The sequence below is a fragment of the Psychrobacter sp. JCM 18903 genome (assembly GCF_000586475.1).
Taxonomy (GTDB): Bacteria; Pseudomonadota; Gammaproteobacteria; order Pseudomonadales; family Moraxellaceae; genus Psychrobacter.
This window is the reverse complement of the sequence record NZ_BAWJ01000002.1, coordinates 287254-303620: the sequence shown is the minus strand read 5'-3', so window position 1 is coordinate 303620 and position 16367 is coordinate 287254. Positions and strand designations below refer to the sequence as shown.

The 16367-nt window shown below is 42.3% G+C and carries 18 protein-coding genes and 2 pseudogenes; 7 read left to right on the top strand and 13 right to left on the bottom strand.

All coding sequences use genetic code 11. The features are described from left to right. The 13 genes and pseudogenes from TT12_RS16305 to TT12_RS02740 form a co-directional block, all read right to left on the bottom strand. The coding region (locus TT12_RS16305) for a ClpB D2-like domain containing protein (RefSeq protein ID WP_502685159.1) at positions 1–487 on the bottom strand (487 nt) is incomplete at its 3' end. Between the two features lie 47 nt (positions 488–534). Further along, a complete protein-coding gene (locus TT12_RS16300; RefSeq protein WP_502685161.1) occupies positions 535–1386 on the bottom strand; it encodes an AAA family ATPase in 852 nt (283 codons plus the stop codon). 144 nt (positions 1387–1530) lie between these two features. After that, positions 1531–2324: pseudogene (locus tag TT12_RS19255) on the bottom strand (AAA family ATPase); the annotation flags it as partial. A gap of 363 nt (positions 2325–2687) precedes the next feature. Continuing rightward, positions 2688–2936: pseudogene (locus tag TT12_RS19250) on the bottom strand (Clp protease N-terminal domain-containing protein); the annotation flags it as partial. A gap of 287 nt (positions 2937–3223) precedes the next feature. Beyond that, entirely contained in the window at positions 3224–4264 is a 1041-nt protein-coding gene (gene tssG / locus TT12_RS02780; RefSeq protein WP_201605276.1) for a type VI secretion system baseplate subunit TssG, read from the bottom strand. Continuing rightward, complete coding sequence (gene tssF / locus TT12_RS18165; protein ID WP_045451936.1) at positions 4228–5157, bottom strand: type VI secretion system baseplate subunit TssF; 930 nt, start codon at positions 5155–5157, stop codon at positions 4228–4230. Before tssF (TT12_RS18165) ends, tssG begins: the two co-directional genes overlap by 37 nt. Positions 5158–5162: 5 nt before the next feature. Then, positions 5163–6050 (bottom strand): type VI secretion system baseplate subunit TssF, encoded by an 888-nt coding sequence (gene tssF / locus TT12_RS18160; protein WP_045451933.1) that lies wholly within the window; start codon positions 6048–6050, stop codon positions 5163–5165. Between the two features lie 77 nt (positions 6051–6127). After that, positions 6128–6619: a type VI secretion system baseplate subunit TssE gene (tssE, locus tag TT12_RS02765; protein WP_045451932.1), complete on the bottom strand. Its 492-nt coding sequence runs from the start codon at positions 6617–6619 to the stop codon at positions 6128–6130. Positions 6620–6719: 100 nt separating this feature from the next. After that, positions 6720–7223, bottom strand: a complete 504-nt coding sequence (locus TT12_RS02760) for an Hcp family type VI secretion system effector (protein ID WP_025651832.1) — start codon at positions 7221–7223, stop codon at positions 6720–6722. 51 nt (positions 7224–7274) lie between these two features. Continuing rightward, a complete protein-coding gene (gene tssC / locus TT12_RS02755; RefSeq protein WP_045451930.1) occupies positions 7275–8765 on the bottom strand; it encodes a type VI secretion system contractile sheath large subunit in 1491 nt (496 codons plus the stop codon). 3 nt (positions 8766–8768) lie between these two features. Continuing rightward, the gene (gene tssB / locus TT12_RS02750; RefSeq protein WP_045451928.1) at positions 8769–9281 is read right to left on the bottom strand and encodes a type VI secretion system contractile sheath small subunit; all 513 of its coding nucleotides are present in this window, start codon (positions 9279–9281) and stop codon (positions 8769–8771) included. A gap of 21 nt (positions 9282–9302) precedes the next feature. Further along, complete coding sequence (locus TT12_RS02745; protein ID WP_207803971.1) at positions 9303–9833, bottom strand: tetratricopeptide repeat protein; 531 nt, start codon at positions 9831–9833, stop codon at positions 9303–9305. Between the two features lie 270 nt (positions 9834–10103). Continuing rightward, positions 10104–10550 (bottom strand): hypothetical protein, encoded by a 447-nt coding sequence (locus TT12_RS02740; protein ID WP_045451924.1) that lies wholly within the window; start codon positions 10548–10550, stop codon positions 10104–10106. 216 nt (positions 10551–10766) lie between these two features. Between TT12_RS02740 and TT12_RS02735 the strand changes: the two genes are divergently transcribed. From TT12_RS02735 to TT12_RS02705, 7 genes are all read left to right on the top strand, one after another. After that, positions 10767–12488, top strand: a complete 1722-nt coding sequence (locus TT12_RS02735) for a contractile injection system protein, VgrG/Pvc8 family (RefSeq protein ID WP_045451921.1) — start codon at positions 10767–10769, stop codon at positions 12486–12488. 139 nt (positions 12489–12627) lie between these two features. Then, positions 12628–12996: a type VI secretion system Vgr family protein gene (locus TT12_RS02730; protein ID WP_045451919.1), complete on the top strand. Its 369-nt coding sequence runs from the start codon at positions 12628–12630 to the stop codon at positions 12994–12996. Further along, positions 12990–13376, top strand: coding sequence for a DUF2345 domain-containing protein (locus TT12_RS02725; protein ID WP_045451918.1), 387 nt, complete (start codon positions 12990–12992; stop codon positions 13374–13376). The genes TT12_RS02730 and TT12_RS02725 overlap by 7 nt, the downstream gene beginning before the upstream one ends. A gap of 25 nt (positions 13377–13401) precedes the next feature. Further along, positions 13402–13785 (top strand): hypothetical protein, encoded by a 384-nt coding sequence (locus tag TT12_RS02720; protein WP_207803970.1) that lies wholly within the window; start codon positions 13402–13404, stop codon positions 13783–13785. Next, positions 13785–14165, top strand: coding sequence for a hypothetical protein (locus TT12_RS02715; RefSeq protein ID WP_045451916.1), 381 nt, complete (start codon positions 13785–13787; stop codon positions 14163–14165). Before TT12_RS02720 ends, TT12_RS02715 begins: the two co-directional genes overlap by 1 nt. Beyond that, positions 14144–16030 (top strand): LysM peptidoglycan-binding domain-containing protein, encoded by a 1887-nt coding sequence (locus tag TT12_RS15195; RefSeq protein WP_207803969.1) that lies wholly within the window; start codon positions 14144–14146, stop codon positions 16028–16030. The genes TT12_RS02715 and TT12_RS15195 overlap by 22 nt, the downstream gene beginning before the upstream one ends. Beyond that, positions 16023–16358: a hypothetical protein gene (locus TT12_RS02705; RefSeq protein WP_045451914.1), complete on the top strand. Its 336-nt coding sequence runs from the start codon at positions 16023–16025 to the stop codon at positions 16356–16358. The genes TT12_RS15195 and TT12_RS02705 overlap by 8 nt, the downstream gene beginning before the upstream one ends. Positions 16359–16367 lie beyond the last annotated feature (9 nt).

Here is a 16367-nt window from a genome sequence, read left to right as displayed (position 1 = left end):
TAGACTTTTTACTAATGGCTTTTTTCACTGTCGACTTTTTAATGGCAGACTTTTTAGCTGAAAGGGGTTTGCTTGGTGGTTCCTTAACTTGATCCTCAACTTGATATTCAGTTTCATCTTCGCTGTATTGCGCCATTTGATTGAGCGCCACAACCGCATCATTATCCAGACGGTAGGCAAAATTATCGTCCGCATCGACGAATACGGTAATTTTCTTTAACACACTTTGACTGTCATCATGAGCCAGCAGCTGACCTGCCAGCTGCGGCAGCAAGGTATGGCTGATAATCGCATCGGCGTTACGTGCACCAGAATCCACCTCATGACAACGCGATAAAATCAGCTCAATCACCTCATCATCAATGACACAAGGCACATCATAATTGTCACGAATACGGCCAGTGATTTTATCCAGCTTAAGGCGAATAATTTCTGCTAGCGCATCATCCGTTAATGGATAATAAGGAATGACCGTTAAGCGTCCCAAAAACGCGGGCTTAAAGGCTTTATACAAATGCGGATTAATGACTTGTTTTAGGCTATCACTGTCTGGCAGGCTAAAGTCAGTAACGGCTGGATCTGTATTGATACATGCTGCATAATCGCAGACGAACCAACATTACTGGTCAATAAAATAAGCGTGTTTTTGAAATCAATTAAACGCCCTTCACTGTCTTCCATCACCCCTTTATCAAAGACTTGATAAAACAAATCTAATACGTCTGGATGGGCTTTTTCTACTTCATCAAGTAAGAGTACGCTATAAGGACGACGGCGAATCGCTTCGGTTAATACACCACCTTCACCATAGCCAACATAACCTGGAGGCGAGCCTTTTAACGAGGCAACGCTATGCGCTTCTTGATACTCTGATAGGTTAATCGTAATAAGATTACGCTCACCACCGTACAACACCTCTGATAGCGCCAACGCGGTTTCAGTCTTGCCCACACCACTTGGCCCGACTAGCATAAACACGCCTTGCGGACGATTGGGATCGTCTAGGCGTGCTTTCGCCGTATGAATACGCTTGACGATAGCAGCCACCGAATGGTCTTGACCAATGACTCGCGATTGCAAGGTGTCAGCCAAACCCAAGATATGGTCTTTTTCATTTCCTGCCATATCGGTCAGTGGAATCCCTGTCCAATCTGAGATGATCTGCTTGATGACCTGACGATCCAATACAGGATGGATAAGGCGATGCGTCTCTTGTATTTTTTTTAATGACTGCTCGATATTTTGGTACTCAGCTTGTTTGTCTAAGCGCTCTTTTGCACTAAGCATCTTTGTATTAAAGGCATTATCTGCCTTGCCACTCAATTGTTGATTGAGCGCGTCAAGCTGGTCATTAAGCTGACGCTGTTCGTGCCAGCGGTTGGTCATATCAGCAATGCTTTGCTGATTGGCTTGGCGCTGCTCATCAAGCACGGCAATTTTTTGGCTAACCTTTTCTTTTTCATCGACGCCGCCGATACGCTCGAGCTGCTGACTGAGATTATTGATATGCTGCTCTAACTGCAACCCTTTGGCGTTTAATCTGTCAAGTTGATTGGGTATGGCGGTCTTAGATAAGCTCACCCGTGCCGCCGCCGTATCTAATACACTGACCGCTTTATCAGGCAGCTGCCTATCGCTGATATAACGTGCGGATAGCTCAACCGCCGCTTGTAGCGCATCGTCATCGATTAATATGCCAAAATGATCCTGCATCTTGCACTCAACCCACGAATCATCGCTACTGCTGTCTCAATATCAGGCTCATCGACTTTGACCACTTGAAAGCGGCGTGACAATGCTGCGTCTTTTTCGAAGTATTTCTTATATTCTGACCATGTCGTCGCCGCAATGGTTCTTAGCTCACCACGAGCCAGCGCTGGCTTCAGTAAGTTCGCCGCGTCGTTCTGACCCGCTTGTCCACCAGCACCAATCAAAGTATGCGCTTCATCAATGAATAGGATAATCGGCTGTACCGACGCTTGCACTTCTTCAATGACTTGCTTGAGACGGTTCTCAAACTCCCCTTTGACGCTTGCCCCTGCTTGCAGCAAGCCCATGTCAAGACTACGTATCGTCACGCCTTTGAGTTGATCAGGAACTTGACCGGCGACTATCTTTTGCGCCAAGCCTTCTACCACTGCTGTTTTACCGACGCCAGCCTCACCCGTCAAGATAGGGTTATTTTGACGACGACGAATCAAAATATCGATCAACTGATGAATTTCAAACTCACGGCCGATGACTGGATCTATTTGCTCAGCGCTGGCTTTTGCCGTTAAGTCATAAGTATATTTATCCAACGCAGGGGTTGGCTTAGCTTCAGTTTGCTTAGTGTCTAAAGATTCTTGATTGTTAATATCATTGTCTGCACTATTCGCACCATCATCAGCACCCTTATTGACGCCTTTACTATTGGTAATTTTATTACTGCTTGATCCACTACCCTCAGTACTACCGAGACATTGACGCTCATAATCATCTTTTAGGGTAAAGCGGTCGATATACTGTAGTGGCTCAGGGAGGGTTTTAAGCAATGGCTGATAACGCTCATACGCCAATAGCACCAGCAATATATGACCAGAGCGGATTTCTAGTGGACTGTTATTATCAGCACTTTGATTATACTGGCTACTGGCTAGCTCCCACGCATCTTCTAGTAACGCCATCAAACCTTGACTAAACACTGGCGTTGAACCTGTAGCCTGACCAAAGGTACTGAGCAAATCAGTTATGTCAGCTAGCAATGCCTGCTGATTTATCTTATTAAATTTAAGTATTTGAGCCACATCATTGTGCGGCGTCGCAATCAGTTCGTGTAGTAAATGAACCGTATCGACTTCACGATGCCCATTATTAATACAAAGCCTAGCAGCCTGCTGCAAACACTGTCGACAGCTTGGGCTTAAGCGGGTAATTACAGCTTTTAACTGGCTCATAAATCGTTTCCTTTAGCATTCTTATTAGACTTAATACCAAACCCAAAAAGTAAGATTAGCTGTGTCAAACTCGCTTAGCCTACAAGGCGTAGTACTTTCACTCGTTTTCCTTGCCACTCTAATTTCTGTGAATGGTATAAAATTATTTTTATTAAACGGCAATATAAAACTGATATACAAAATTAGAGCAGCTATTGAGCATTATTAGTAAACAAGCAATTTATAGTTGATTCACTTTAAAACTGCTTATATACAACTATTAACCGTGTTTTTTTAGTAATACCTTTCTACTGAATCGGCAGCGCATAGCGAGTGTCATCATGATGCTGCGTCGCAGGCTGCGATATCAAAAACCCACCCTGACCCAAACCACCAAAACTGCTCTCTGATAATGACAACGGGGTGATGTATTGCTTGTCTAACTCGAGTTGCATCTCGACCGCCAAGCAAACACCGCACCATTTACGGATAAAATCAATAATGACTTGATACATATCCCCTGCTGGTAACAGTCTTAAATAGCGTTTGGCATCCAACTGATGAAACACAATTCTAATCTTGCTATCAAACTGTACGACGCGCGCACCGCAAAATGCGGACAACCCAAGGGCAGCGTGCTGACCACCAAGTGCTGTCTGTTCACTGGCTGGTAGATCAAACCACTCCGGTACGAATTGCTCGACACTGACGGTGCTATCTAAAAAATGCGACAGTACATGTGACAACTGATCGGCTGTCAGGCGTCCTGGGGCGATCATGCCAGCATAGGCAATCAAGCTATCGATGGCGGTTAGCTTCTTCGGCTGACGCGCCAATGCCCGCAAGCTCAGTAGATAGTTGTCTTTTTTATTATTTATCTCATACTGTAATGGCAAGTTATAAAACCAACTCGCTTGCACGTACAAATCCGTCAATCGATGGTTAAATAAATCTAAAAATGCTGGTGCTGCCTTATCTTTTGCATGATTGACTCGCGAGGCTAGATGGTCGGTATACATCGCTGGCAAGGCTGACAACGGGCCAGTCAATCCGATAACTGCTGGATAAACCTCTATCTGTCTGGTATTTAATGAACTGGTTTTTACTTGATCATCCTTTACTGAACTGCCACTATCTTCCATATTGTCCTGAACAATGAGCGCCATCGACTCAATTTCTGCTTGCGGATAGGCCAATGACAACGAGGCACGATAACGTACCTCAATAGGTGCATGTCCCATACTGACTTCATGACGAACCAAACGTAGTGCTTGTAATAACTCATAAGATTGCGGCGCCGCCATGAGATCCGTTAAATAAGAGGACTGAGACCGCTGCGTGGCTGACATCTGTATATCTCCTCTTTAGTAATGGCATCACTAATGGACACTTCAACAAAGCTATTTAAGCTGGCGTGATAGCCAAACACATGCGCCAATAAATGGGCAAACTGGCGGATACTCACTCCAGCAAAATTCTTTTGGTTGATTTGAATATTGATCAGTGTACCGCGCACAAAACCAGGCTGTGGCAAGCGCTGAATACGTCGAGCTTCGATACTGGTTTCGACAGACACAATACCTTCAACCAACAATTTGTTAGAGGCAGATTGCGTAATATCATACAGCGATAAATATTCTTTCATCAGCTCAGCATCTTGGGCGGCAAGCGATAAAAAGTTTAAGCTAATCAGCGATATCAAGCGCCAACGCTCTTCACCGGTATAGTCAAACCTTGCAGTCCGAGTTGGCTGCTTCAATAACGACAGACTGCTAAACCCCGACATCCCTTCGCTAAACAAATCGCCACGGCTTTGACCGAATACCACTTGAGCCGGCAAATCTCTATTGGTACACAATAAAGACGCACTCATGCTCACCGCGCCGGCTAAATCTTCGCGATTTTTTTCTACAAACATAATCTGATATTCAAAACCCTGCTTGAACTCAGCCATATCCTTATCACGTTTGATATGATAATAACGACCATCATCTTGCTGCTCATAGTGATTGAGCGCATAAAACGGATGATATTCACGTTGTATCAAACGATTGTCGCTTTGCTTCGACTCTATGACTTTATTAACCTCATAGATTTCATGTTGAAACAGCGCACGAGTATCAGGCACCAAATCGTAATAGATCGAACGATGGGTCACTTGAATAGGCTTAGCAGCCGCCTTGAATAAATTGACGACGGGCGTGCAAAACAATTTAATACTGCTGGCACTGAGCTGCTGCAAGTTTTTTAGGCGGATGGTATTTTTTTATCAAACTTAAAATAACAGCGAATCTCAAAGCTATTGCTATCGATCTTTAAATTTGGACAAACCTTACCAAGATTCAGGCGTAAAAAGTTGAATTTTTCAGGGAAATAGAAGTATTCTTTTAATAAGGCAGAAGCAGCATTACTCACTCGATGGCTCGGAAGAATTTGCTGCTCAGGATCGAAGCCTATAATCTCAAACGGACTGCCCGTTATCTTATTGACCTGCCTACCATGCAGATGCGTTTGCTTGACATCACACCCTAGCAAGTCCCATAGACTGGTGCCCTGACTGGCGTCCTCGTCTATATACAAATCTAACGAGTGGTTTAATAATGCCTGATAATCAAAGCTTGGATTAAGACCTTTGAACTTAATGCTGATACAACCATTCAGCAGTCCATGCTGATTGTCATACACCTCTTGACGAGTTTCAAAGTCGACGCTATCTATCTGTAGCGGCAGCAAGCTCACATCTTGGGTTGACTGAAACTGGCAAGGCGTGCCATTTATTTTTTGGCTGGCGAACGCACTATTTTTAGGGACTAAGACTGCCTCGCTCATCGCATTGCCCTGTACGCCTAGATTGAACTGTGCAATAGAGACCGATGGAAAAGGTTTGAGATAATCGGGATAAACGACTTCTAATAGCGATTCGGTAAAATCAGCGTATGAATTGTCCAATTTTTTATTGATACGTGCACTGATCAGCGAAAAAGCCTGTATCAACCGCTCTATATGCGGATCATCGACGGTATCGTGCCCCATCAACAACCGATTGGCTATTTTGGGATATTTTTTGGCAAACTCTTTTGACTGCTTATTAAACAGGCTAAGCTCATGCTCAAAGTAAGGAAGTAAACTGTCCATGACGCCTCAATATATTGATCGCTGCTAACTGTATAAATTGAGCGGTAGTAGTGGTTATTTAATTGATTGGATAATGATTATTTTATTAAGTAACGCTGAGAGCTTGGCTCAAAGAACGCATCGAAGCTGACCAGCTCTTGTGCTGGATAAACCTTTAATAACGCTTCAATGGAAAAACACAGTTGATTGACATCAACAGCGCCAATATCTAACGAGACGCGAACGTTTTTTAGTCGGGTATCTTGCTGCTCGACTGTTTGGGCGATTTGGCGACAGATATAATCACAGTCAGTAGGATTGGCACTGCTGAGTCCCACAAAATCCAATATGCCAAAATTCAATATTGATGAGCGCACATGCTGATACTTTTGCAATCTACTAGACACCACACAGCGCGTATTTAATAAAGCTTCAAGGTCTCGTGCGACCGAAGACTTTAGCTCATCGATATTAAGACGACGAACCACGAGCTCATGCGACAAATGACGAGGCTGATCATCAAATAACTGTTCAAACAAATTTGGGCGAAAGCCAATTTCTTTGTTAGAGGCGTTAGTGGCGTAATTCATTGATATAATCATTCCTATTTAACAAACAAAAAAGAAAGGCCTAGATATAAACCTTTCTTTTTCGGTACGACACAATAGATGACACCTGATACAACCTAAATTAGGCGGTATAAGTAGCAGTGTTATTAGCTAGTGACCATTTTTTAGTCACAGCGCCTTTAGCAGTACCATCGATATCTTGCTGAGTATAAGTCCACTCAACAGCGGCATACTTGATACCGACTTTTTCGATTGGTACGCCTTCAGAACGTACCGTTGGCTCGACACTTGCGATCAGCGCATGCTTAAGTTTTACTTCAAGATATTTAACGCGTTTGTCACCGTTGGCACGATAAAAATCAATTTGAATCTCATCAAAAGTATAACCAGCAGAACACGCTTCCCATAGTTTAGGGCTGGTCGAGTCCAAGTCTTTCATAAACGTCATGTCAGCATGCTCACAACGCTCAGAAGTATGACCACCAACGCTACTTGCTGTCGCTGATTTTGGCTGACGGATCAAGTGATCCCAAGTATTTACTTCAAGCCAACCTTTATGCTCGCTATCACGAGACTCGCCATCAATTTTATATTTACCGCGGAACTGAATATAAATATCTTTCATATCACATACCTTTTTTAAAATTTAAATTTCACGTTAGTTTTTAATAAACGATTAGCTGTTGCTAGATTGCGGCAGTTGAGTGACCAGACGCAAAGAAACAGACAATTCGTCAAGTTGAAAGTGTGGTCTCAAAAAGACCACGGACTTGTAGACACCAGGCTTACCCGGCACTTCTACAACTTGTACAGAAGCTTCGCGCAGTGGGTACTGGGCTTTTGCTTCTTGTGAGGCGCCGTCATCTAGCAAGACATAACGAGAAATCCAGTCATTTAAAAACGACTCAACATTACCAGGTGCTAAGAAGCTACCTACCTTATCGCGCATCATTGCTTTTAGGTAATGGGCAATACGTGACACCGCCATAATGTATTGGATCTGCGTCGATAGCGCAGCATTGGCATTGGCATCATCGTTTTGATAAGTTTTGGCTTTTTGCACGGATTGCGCCCCAAAAAAAGCAGCGTAATTGGTATTTTTGCAATGGACTAACGGGATAAATCCTAAGTCGCTCAACTCTTTTTCTCGGCGATCGGTGATAGAGATTTCCGTTGGACACTTAAGTGCCAAATCCCCTTCGTCAGTCTTAAAAGTATGAACAGGTAACCCTTCAACCAAGCCACCACCCTCAACGCCGCGAATAGCAGCACACCAACGATAGTCAGAAAAAGCCGCCGTCAAGCGTGAAGCGAACGCATAAGCTGCGTTCACCCATAGATAATCGTCATGATTATTACCAGAAACTTCTTCCGTAAAATTAAATCCTTCAACCACCGTGCCATCTTTAGGATCGTAAGGTAGACGACCTAAAAAGCTAGGCACGGTTAACGCAACATATCGCGCATCTTCTGACTGTCTGAACGCGCGCCAGCGTATATATTCAGCGGTTTCAAATATCTTTGACAAATCTCGCGGGCGACCAATGTCGGTAAAGGAGTCGAGACCAAACATTTCGGCGGAAGCCGCCGACACAAAAGGTGCATGAGAAGCGGCCGCAACATGAGACAATTGCTCAAGCAGATACATGTCTGAGTTTTGGCGAGTAAATTCAAAGTCACCAACGATAGCGGCATAAGGTTCACCACCGAAGCTACCGAACTCTTCTTCGTATATTTTCTTAAACAGCGTGCTTTGATCAAAATCAATTGACGATTGAAAATCTTTAGTCAGTTCGCGCTTCGTAGTATTCATCATACGAATCTTTAGCATGGATTCCGACGGAGTCTGGCTACATAAATAATGCAAGCCACGCCAGCTGGACTCTAACTTTTGAAACTCGGGCGCGTGCATGACGGTGGTCAGCTGCTTGGAGATCAATGCGTCAATTTGGGCAATACGCGCGTCAATCGATGCAGCCAAATTATCTGACAACGTTACGGTGCCTTGCATGACTTCATTGGCAAGCTCTGCAATTTGCGACTTGGCACGATTTTTTTCGTCATCAGACTTGGCAACGTTACTTTTATTGACGATTTCTTCGAGTAAGTCGTAACTATCATTATTTAACGCATCAGGTGCTAGATTTTGCTGGGCTTGGGCACTCATCGTTTAATCCTCACCGTCGGTTTGATTTTGTTCCGCCATTTTTTTGACTTGCTCAGTATTTTTAAGCACGTCATCTAATAGGTCTTCAAGTTTTTCGTTGGCTGATATTTTGTTGCGTAAATCTGCTAAGCGATCTCGTGCTTGTACCAATTGCTTTAGTGGCTCAATTTGATCAGCAACCGCTTCAGGACGAAAATCGTTGATACTATTAAATGCCAAATCAACCGCGAATTCGCCACCTTTATCACTTAAGTCATTGCCTACTCGAAAGGTCGCACGCGGTGCTAGACCTGACATCACCTCATCAAAGGTATCCAAGTCCACTTCGACAAACTTTTTGTCCTTAAAGCGTGGTTGTTCAAGGGTGGAATCTCCTGAAAACTCTCCCAAAACGCCAACGACAAAAGGAATTTCCTTGGTTTCGATCGCATCGCCTACTTCAACGTCATAAGTCAGATGCACCCGAGGCGCACGTACTTTTGCGAGTTTCTTTTGTACACTGTCTTGCTTTGCCATAATAAGTTACCTCAGCAATGTCTAGTTTGAACGCAATATACTGAATGGATCAGTCGATTCGGCGTTACTTTTTTTGGTAGGTGAAGGTTTAGTAACAGGCTTAACTTTTGGTGGTCGTGGCGGTTTTTTTACGGCTGGTTTTTTCTTAATAGGCTTCGATGCTTTTTTTACAGACACGTGGGGCTGAGGTTTTGATTTAGTGCCTGATCTACCGCTTCTAGGCTTGACGACTGGCGCTGGTGGTTTCGGCAAAGACTCGTCGTAATTGAAACCATAGATATCACCATATATTTTACTTAAAGCGTACTGATACTCCTTCAAAAACGCTGCGTCCACTTCATCAGTGAGATAATCTGACTGCAGCTGGCTTTGGGAGACGATAGCGCTGCTATTGAGTAGTATCTTTTTTAGCTTAGCAGTGCCTTGACCCAGATCAATGGCTTCACTGGCTGCGTAAACAGCATAAGCATGATAGCCATTGTTAGAATAAATCTGCGCCAAAATCTCCCATGCTAGCGAGTCATTAGGGTTACGAGATACTCTTTGATTCAAATCCGTGACCAGTTGATGCAGTTGCGGTGATTTTGCATCAGCATTTTTGAGTGCCGAAAATTGATTTATGATGCTAGAACCGGGGTCTTTTTCTTGTATGACAAGCTCACTATGGCGGTAGTCATTGCTGAACCCATGATGAACAGACCTGCCAAAAACGCTTTGGATAGCGTAAAACTGACTCTAATATTGCTTCTGATACTGGTCATTGTAAGTCGGTGCTCGCCATTATTGGTGTGAGATAAATACATGTGCCTGCTCAACATTATTTTAATTAGACGCGTTAACTAAAGTGGTGATATTGGTGAGCGTTTCATTCAGTGTTGCCTTATCACTACTATTCATCAAACTATTATCGTGATAAGCATCAATATTACTTTCCATCACTTTAACTGCTGAAAGCATGGCAAGCTGACGTGCATCAAGTCTTTCATTATCAACGCTTAGAGCCTCATTAGCCGCTCTCAATGCCCGTGCATAGCGTTTTGCGTCGTAGTTATTTTTGGCAATAGTCATCCACGCTTCACTGCTAAGTTGATTGCCGTTTGACAAATAGGCAAGCGAAGGCTCACTCAACTGCTTCACTATCGGTTTGCTGACCGTGGTTTGTACATTTTTCTGAGCAGTGGTGCCACAACCCGCTGTCAATAAAGACGCGCTAAGTAAGACTGATAGCAGACCTGCGGTGGCAAGTTTAGTACGATAAATAGGATTCATAACAACAGGATCATCACTAAAAATATAAAAGGATAGATTTTTTAAAAGAAATAAATATAACTAAAGTTCATTAATCATAAAAAATCAATGAGGTTGATTATACATATACTTGACAATATTTCAATAAACTCTATACTTTTCTTAATAAATAATTTAGTAAATCACCCATTCAAGCCATTTTCTTGGTATAAAATACGCAGTAACGGTACCCTTCTTATGCCTTCTAAGACCAATCGTCTACATAATATTACCGTTCATACTGATAATCCAACGATAAACACCTTTTACCCTGTTTCGTTTTGCGGTGCAAGCGGCATTAATCAATCTGACAATATTGACATACTAGTGTTTAGTTATAATTTTATCGAATCGAACGCTTGTTTATCATTAATCAATGCTCCGATATGCTTAACCACGTTTTCCGCTGATCGTACCGCTAGCTGTCGTACTGGGCTGATACGCGGCATCCGTTATCAGCAATCTGATGGCGCGATGCACTTTTATACTTTAGAAGTTGTTAGCCCCGATTGGCAGTTGGCACAGTCGATACATACCCGCAGTTTTATCAATCAATCGACGCTCGATATTGTTACCCTCATCCTTAGTGATTACGATTTAAATTGGCAAATATCTGAGTCTCTTTTGTCATCAGATGATGAATCATCCGCACGTTTATCGGCACCTTTATCCATGCGTATACAGTCGGATGTCAGCGACTATGAATTTGTTACTGGTCTGCTCGCTGATATTGGTATATCGACTTTATGGGTGTCAGGGAATTCCGTTGATGAGCTTGGCACGTGGTGGTTGGTTGATGGTTTAGACACAGGCGAGCTCATACCGCTGACCTATAGTTATGCTCAGTCATCCGTACAATCAGGTCAAGATAGTGTCAATACGCTACAAATGAGGTCGCAGCAACTTGGCAGTGATAGGGTAATAGTACGAGCAGATGGGTTGGCGGCAGATACTATTTATGAAGGTCAAGCGGTAGATGAGTCACCGCTTGCGACAGATGCCACGACGGTATTAATTGGTGCGCCGTCTCGCGTGCACAGCGATGATGCCGCCGCTCATCTTGCACAGCAATGGACATCTGCCAATCACTGTCAGCGCGAAACTTATCAAGCGACTGGTGCCCTGCGTGGTCTAAGTGTCGGTAGCCCAGTGAGTATTAACAACCTACCCTCTATTGGCAGCTTATCGACGCATTGTATCGCGGTTACCTTAATCGGTATTGAGCCTGACAACGATAGCGTTTCATACCATCATCAAATATTTATCAAACAGTGGTTACAGCGCACTGCTCAGCATATGCGCTGTCATGCAATGAATCACAATCACTTTTCAATACCCGATCATGGTTTTGACATCGCCCGCGATACTGGGGTTTGGGTATCAGCGACGTTACTTGACGCTGCTATTCCTTATTGCCCTTATCCCAGTTCTTTATCCTTTGCCAGTAGCACTTACACGGGTCTCGCCCAAGCTCGTACTGGTGACACAGGTTTATCAGCTTCCCCCAGCTATGACTCAAGTGTCAGCACTGACAATCTACAGCAAACTATTACTACGCCTGTCTGGTCAGGTATCAGCCCTCACAATGACGGCACTACCCCGCCACTGCGCTCATTGCAGCTGTCATCGGGTAGCACGCATGGTTGGCAGTTTGCGCCAAGGCTGGGACAGTCGGTGCTGCTTAACCATTGGTATGGCGATATCGACAGTCCTGTGATTAGCAGGTCGCTTTATGACGGTATCGGTATGGGCGATATCGATGACAAAGACATCACCACTCGTGATGCAGGCTTATCTAATCGACATAACTTACAAGGCGGCGCGTCCCCTAGATGGCATGGTGGTGGTTTGGGTCATTCGCAAATTAGTGAAGATGATACTCACAGTGGTTGGATCTCTGGTATTGCTCAATATGGCTGACGTCTGATTCTGAAGTGACCCTAAGCTTTGATGATACGCCCAACCAGATAGGAATGCAGTGGTCGGTGAATACAGGATCACGTGCCAATGCTGAGACACCAACCATCACTTCTAGCGCCACCTTTGCCCTGATGAGCATGTGCTTGAGCTTGGCATACTGCGTCATCGTTATAGTAATCATCAATCATCAACCAGTGGTCAAGGGATTAATCTAGCCACCGACCATGGATTACAGATCAGTGGCGATACCGGTGTCCTACTCTCCACTTTTGGTGTCAGGCATAGTCAAAGCGAGCATGAGTCAGCGTGGGTCAATGATGCAGGACAGCAGCAGCTTAAGTTAGGCGCTGAGCTGAGCGAGACCTTCAAGGAGGCAAAGCAGGCACACTTGCAATCCACGGCAGCACTTAGCGATGCCAACCAAACGATAGAAACCTTTAAAACCAGTGCGCACATCATCGATGAGACATTAAATACGGAAGTACTTGGCGCAGCGATGTCATGTTAGTCAGCAAAGACAGTATCTTAGCGGCAGCCAGCAATACGCTATGGACGGCGAAAACAATAGTCAGGCAATCAGGTGCTACCCAGTCGGATGTGGTGGCGGGCAATTATACGCTGACGGCAAATACGATTGACTCGCTCTCTGGGGTTGGTGGTCAAGTCGATCTATCAGGCTTACATATCAGTGCCAATAGAGAGCCACTAGCGATACAAGCACAGGGTGGTGAGTTGCAATTACACAGTCAACAAAGCATGACGATTGGTAGTGAGGCTGGACAGGTGAATGTGTCGAGTCCGAAGCGGATTAAGCTGCAAACCTCAGCAGGAGCATCCATTACGATTGATGACAGAGGGATTAAGCTGGTGTGCCCGGGGGGTGATTAAGATAAAAGCGGTGAAGAAGGGTTTGGTGGGTGGGGCAAGAGCTAATTATTCATTACCGATGATGCCTGAGACTGTTCCGTTGTTTAGTAATAAGCTCGATGTTTATGATTTATTTTATCATGCCAGTTTTAGTAAAGTTGACTATGTGGCAACGCTAGATGATGGCCAAATCGTTGAAGGAACGTTAGATGAGCATGGACGTACTGGTCGACTGATATCTATGGAATCTAAAAAGGCAGATGTGTTGGTTGGATACCTAGATAATTGGACATTAGAATATGATACTGAAGATGAAGAAGATTATGACCATAGTAACCAATTAGAAGAAGTTGAATTTGAATATTCTGATGAAGAATGCAATTGTCAAGCGCCAGCAGAAGATATTAATCTTTTAGAGGATGAAGAATAGTGTCAAACAGTCAAAAGCAAATTACGGCAGGATTCATATTGCTTGATTTCAATAGCAAACTTTTAAAAAATATTGAGTATAAAGTTACCATAGTTAAAAACTATAAAGAAAGCCACTTAGTTAAAGGTAAAACTAATAGTAAAGGTGAAACTTACGAATTTGTTAAACCAATAAATACTAATGTCTGTCTGTATGTAAAAATAGGAACAAAAGACTTTCAAAAGATTGCCTGCTTACCGTTGCCTTCAACTGAGAAAAGCAAACTTAAAATAAGAGCGAGAGTTAGTGCTATTCTAATTGACTCACAGCTAGAAAACATGGTGACAGTGCTGGTAGTATTAAGCGTAAAGATTACCAAGTGGTTGCAGGGGATACCTTAGAAGGTATTGCCAAAAGGCACAATACCAGTGTAGTAGAATTAAAGAATCTCAATCCAAAAATAAATAACATTAATAAGATATATGCGGGAAAATGGATTAAAGTTCCTTTCAATGGCGGAGACAAGGAAAGATCAGTAGATGAGAATACTGAGGCCAATAAAATAACGACTATTACTTACAAAGTAAAATCAGGAGATACATTAAGTAAAATTGCTGAACGAAGTGGTGAGTCTGTTTCTGATCTAGAAAAAATAAATAACATTAGTAATCGCCATGAAATTCGTGAAGGACAAGTTTTAAAAATTAATTCTAAAGCTCAATCAAGTTCAGAAAAAAATGATAAAGACTGGAAAGATAAAATAAATGATGGTTTAGACAGTCTCAAAGATTCTGTAAAAGATACCGTAGACAATATAAAAGATAAACTAGGTGATCTTGATAATGACACTCTTGGCAATCATAACCCACCTGCGTCTAAACCATCAATACCAACTCCGACTCCTACAAAGCCAAAAGTGGATATACCCGATGTAGAACTGAACAAGAATTCGGGTAACAATCAAAAGGGCAATCCTGCCGAACAAATTACTTATGATAGCAAGACGACCGTTTATCATATCTATTATGATGGTCGTATTGAACGTGCTAATGGGCAAGCAGTTGGCTACGCTGCGTTTATTTACTATGCTAAAGATGGCAGTGTTCATAATCTTGGTAAATCTACTTATATCATTGGAGATAAATTTGAGTACTATTATGTTAAAAAGGTCCTAAAAGTTAGAAAAGTCAACAATGGTAAAACATATTTAATAGATCAAAATAAACATTCTCAATACAGAAAAGGTAATGTGAGTTATCAATGGATTATTTTTGGTGATGATGAACGTCATTATTTAAGTGGTTTAGCTATGGCTTGTGTTTTAGGCGCGATGTGCTCGATTAGTATAGGTAAATATACAGGTACAGGTTTTAGTACAGTGACAGGAAGTTCTGGAGGGGTTAGTAAAAGTCATATCAATGGTATTAATGGTGATTTTAGATACCTTGGTGTTAATAACAAACATATGCAGATTCAAACCTATACTAGTTCTGATCACTTTGATTGGAATGCAAACGTTGAATTCGTTGAGGCTTTATACAGTTTTGGCTACAAAGACTTCAAATCACAACCCGTTAAAATTAAGAGCAACAGAATGTTACCTCACTCTGGATCTCTAGTGAATCACCATCATCACATACATTTGCAAGGATTTAAACCGAACATTGAAGATGTTGATATTATTCATCCTTCGAAAATAATTCCTAATCAAAAAGCATCAATTAAGGAATTAAGAGTAAGAGCATTTATGAGAATGTTGAGAGTCGGAGAAGGAACAGTAGGTGACGGAGGATATGAAAGATTATTTGGAGGAAGATCGTTTGTAAAGGATTATAGTAGAGGTTTTTCAGATCATCCTAGAATAGATCGACCATTTGGGAAAAAAACTTCTTCAGCCGCTGGAGCTTATCAAGTTATGGGATACACTTGGGATGACAAATCGATGATTGCAAAACGTAAAAAGTACGGTATAACCAGCTTTGGTAAAAGAGATCAAGATCTATTCGCTGTCATTCTTATGAAGTATGCAAGACCAAGTGCTTGGCCTCTATTACTAGAAGGGAAAATAAAAGAAGCATTGGAACTAGATAAAAAAAGAGGTTATGCTTATGAATGGGCTAGTTTACCACCAGGTAGATATGGACAGCCATCTAAGACTATGGTTCAAGCATTAGGATTATATGATAAATATTTTAAAGAAGAAAATAATGGGAAAACAGATCTACACATAGAATATGGTTTTTTAAGGGAGGTTTTTAATGACTAAGTTTCTTTTTAAGATTACTACAATTATTACTTTTTCTACAATAACAATTTTTGCATCTGCTTATTCTGATTCAAGTATTATAAATTCATATCAATCGGGAACAAATGAAGTTTATCAGGCACAATATAATAGCAGCGGTGCAATTTTAATAAATCAATCATTACAAAGAATTTATCTAGGTAAAGATTGTGATGCTTATTCATCGAAATATGGAAAAGGGACATGGGGGCAAGCAAATGGTGGTTATATTATTTCTTTTAAAGCCAAAGAATTTAGTTTTCCTAGACAAGAGGTTAGAATGCTAATGAAAACTAATTGTCCTCTTTAATTATATATA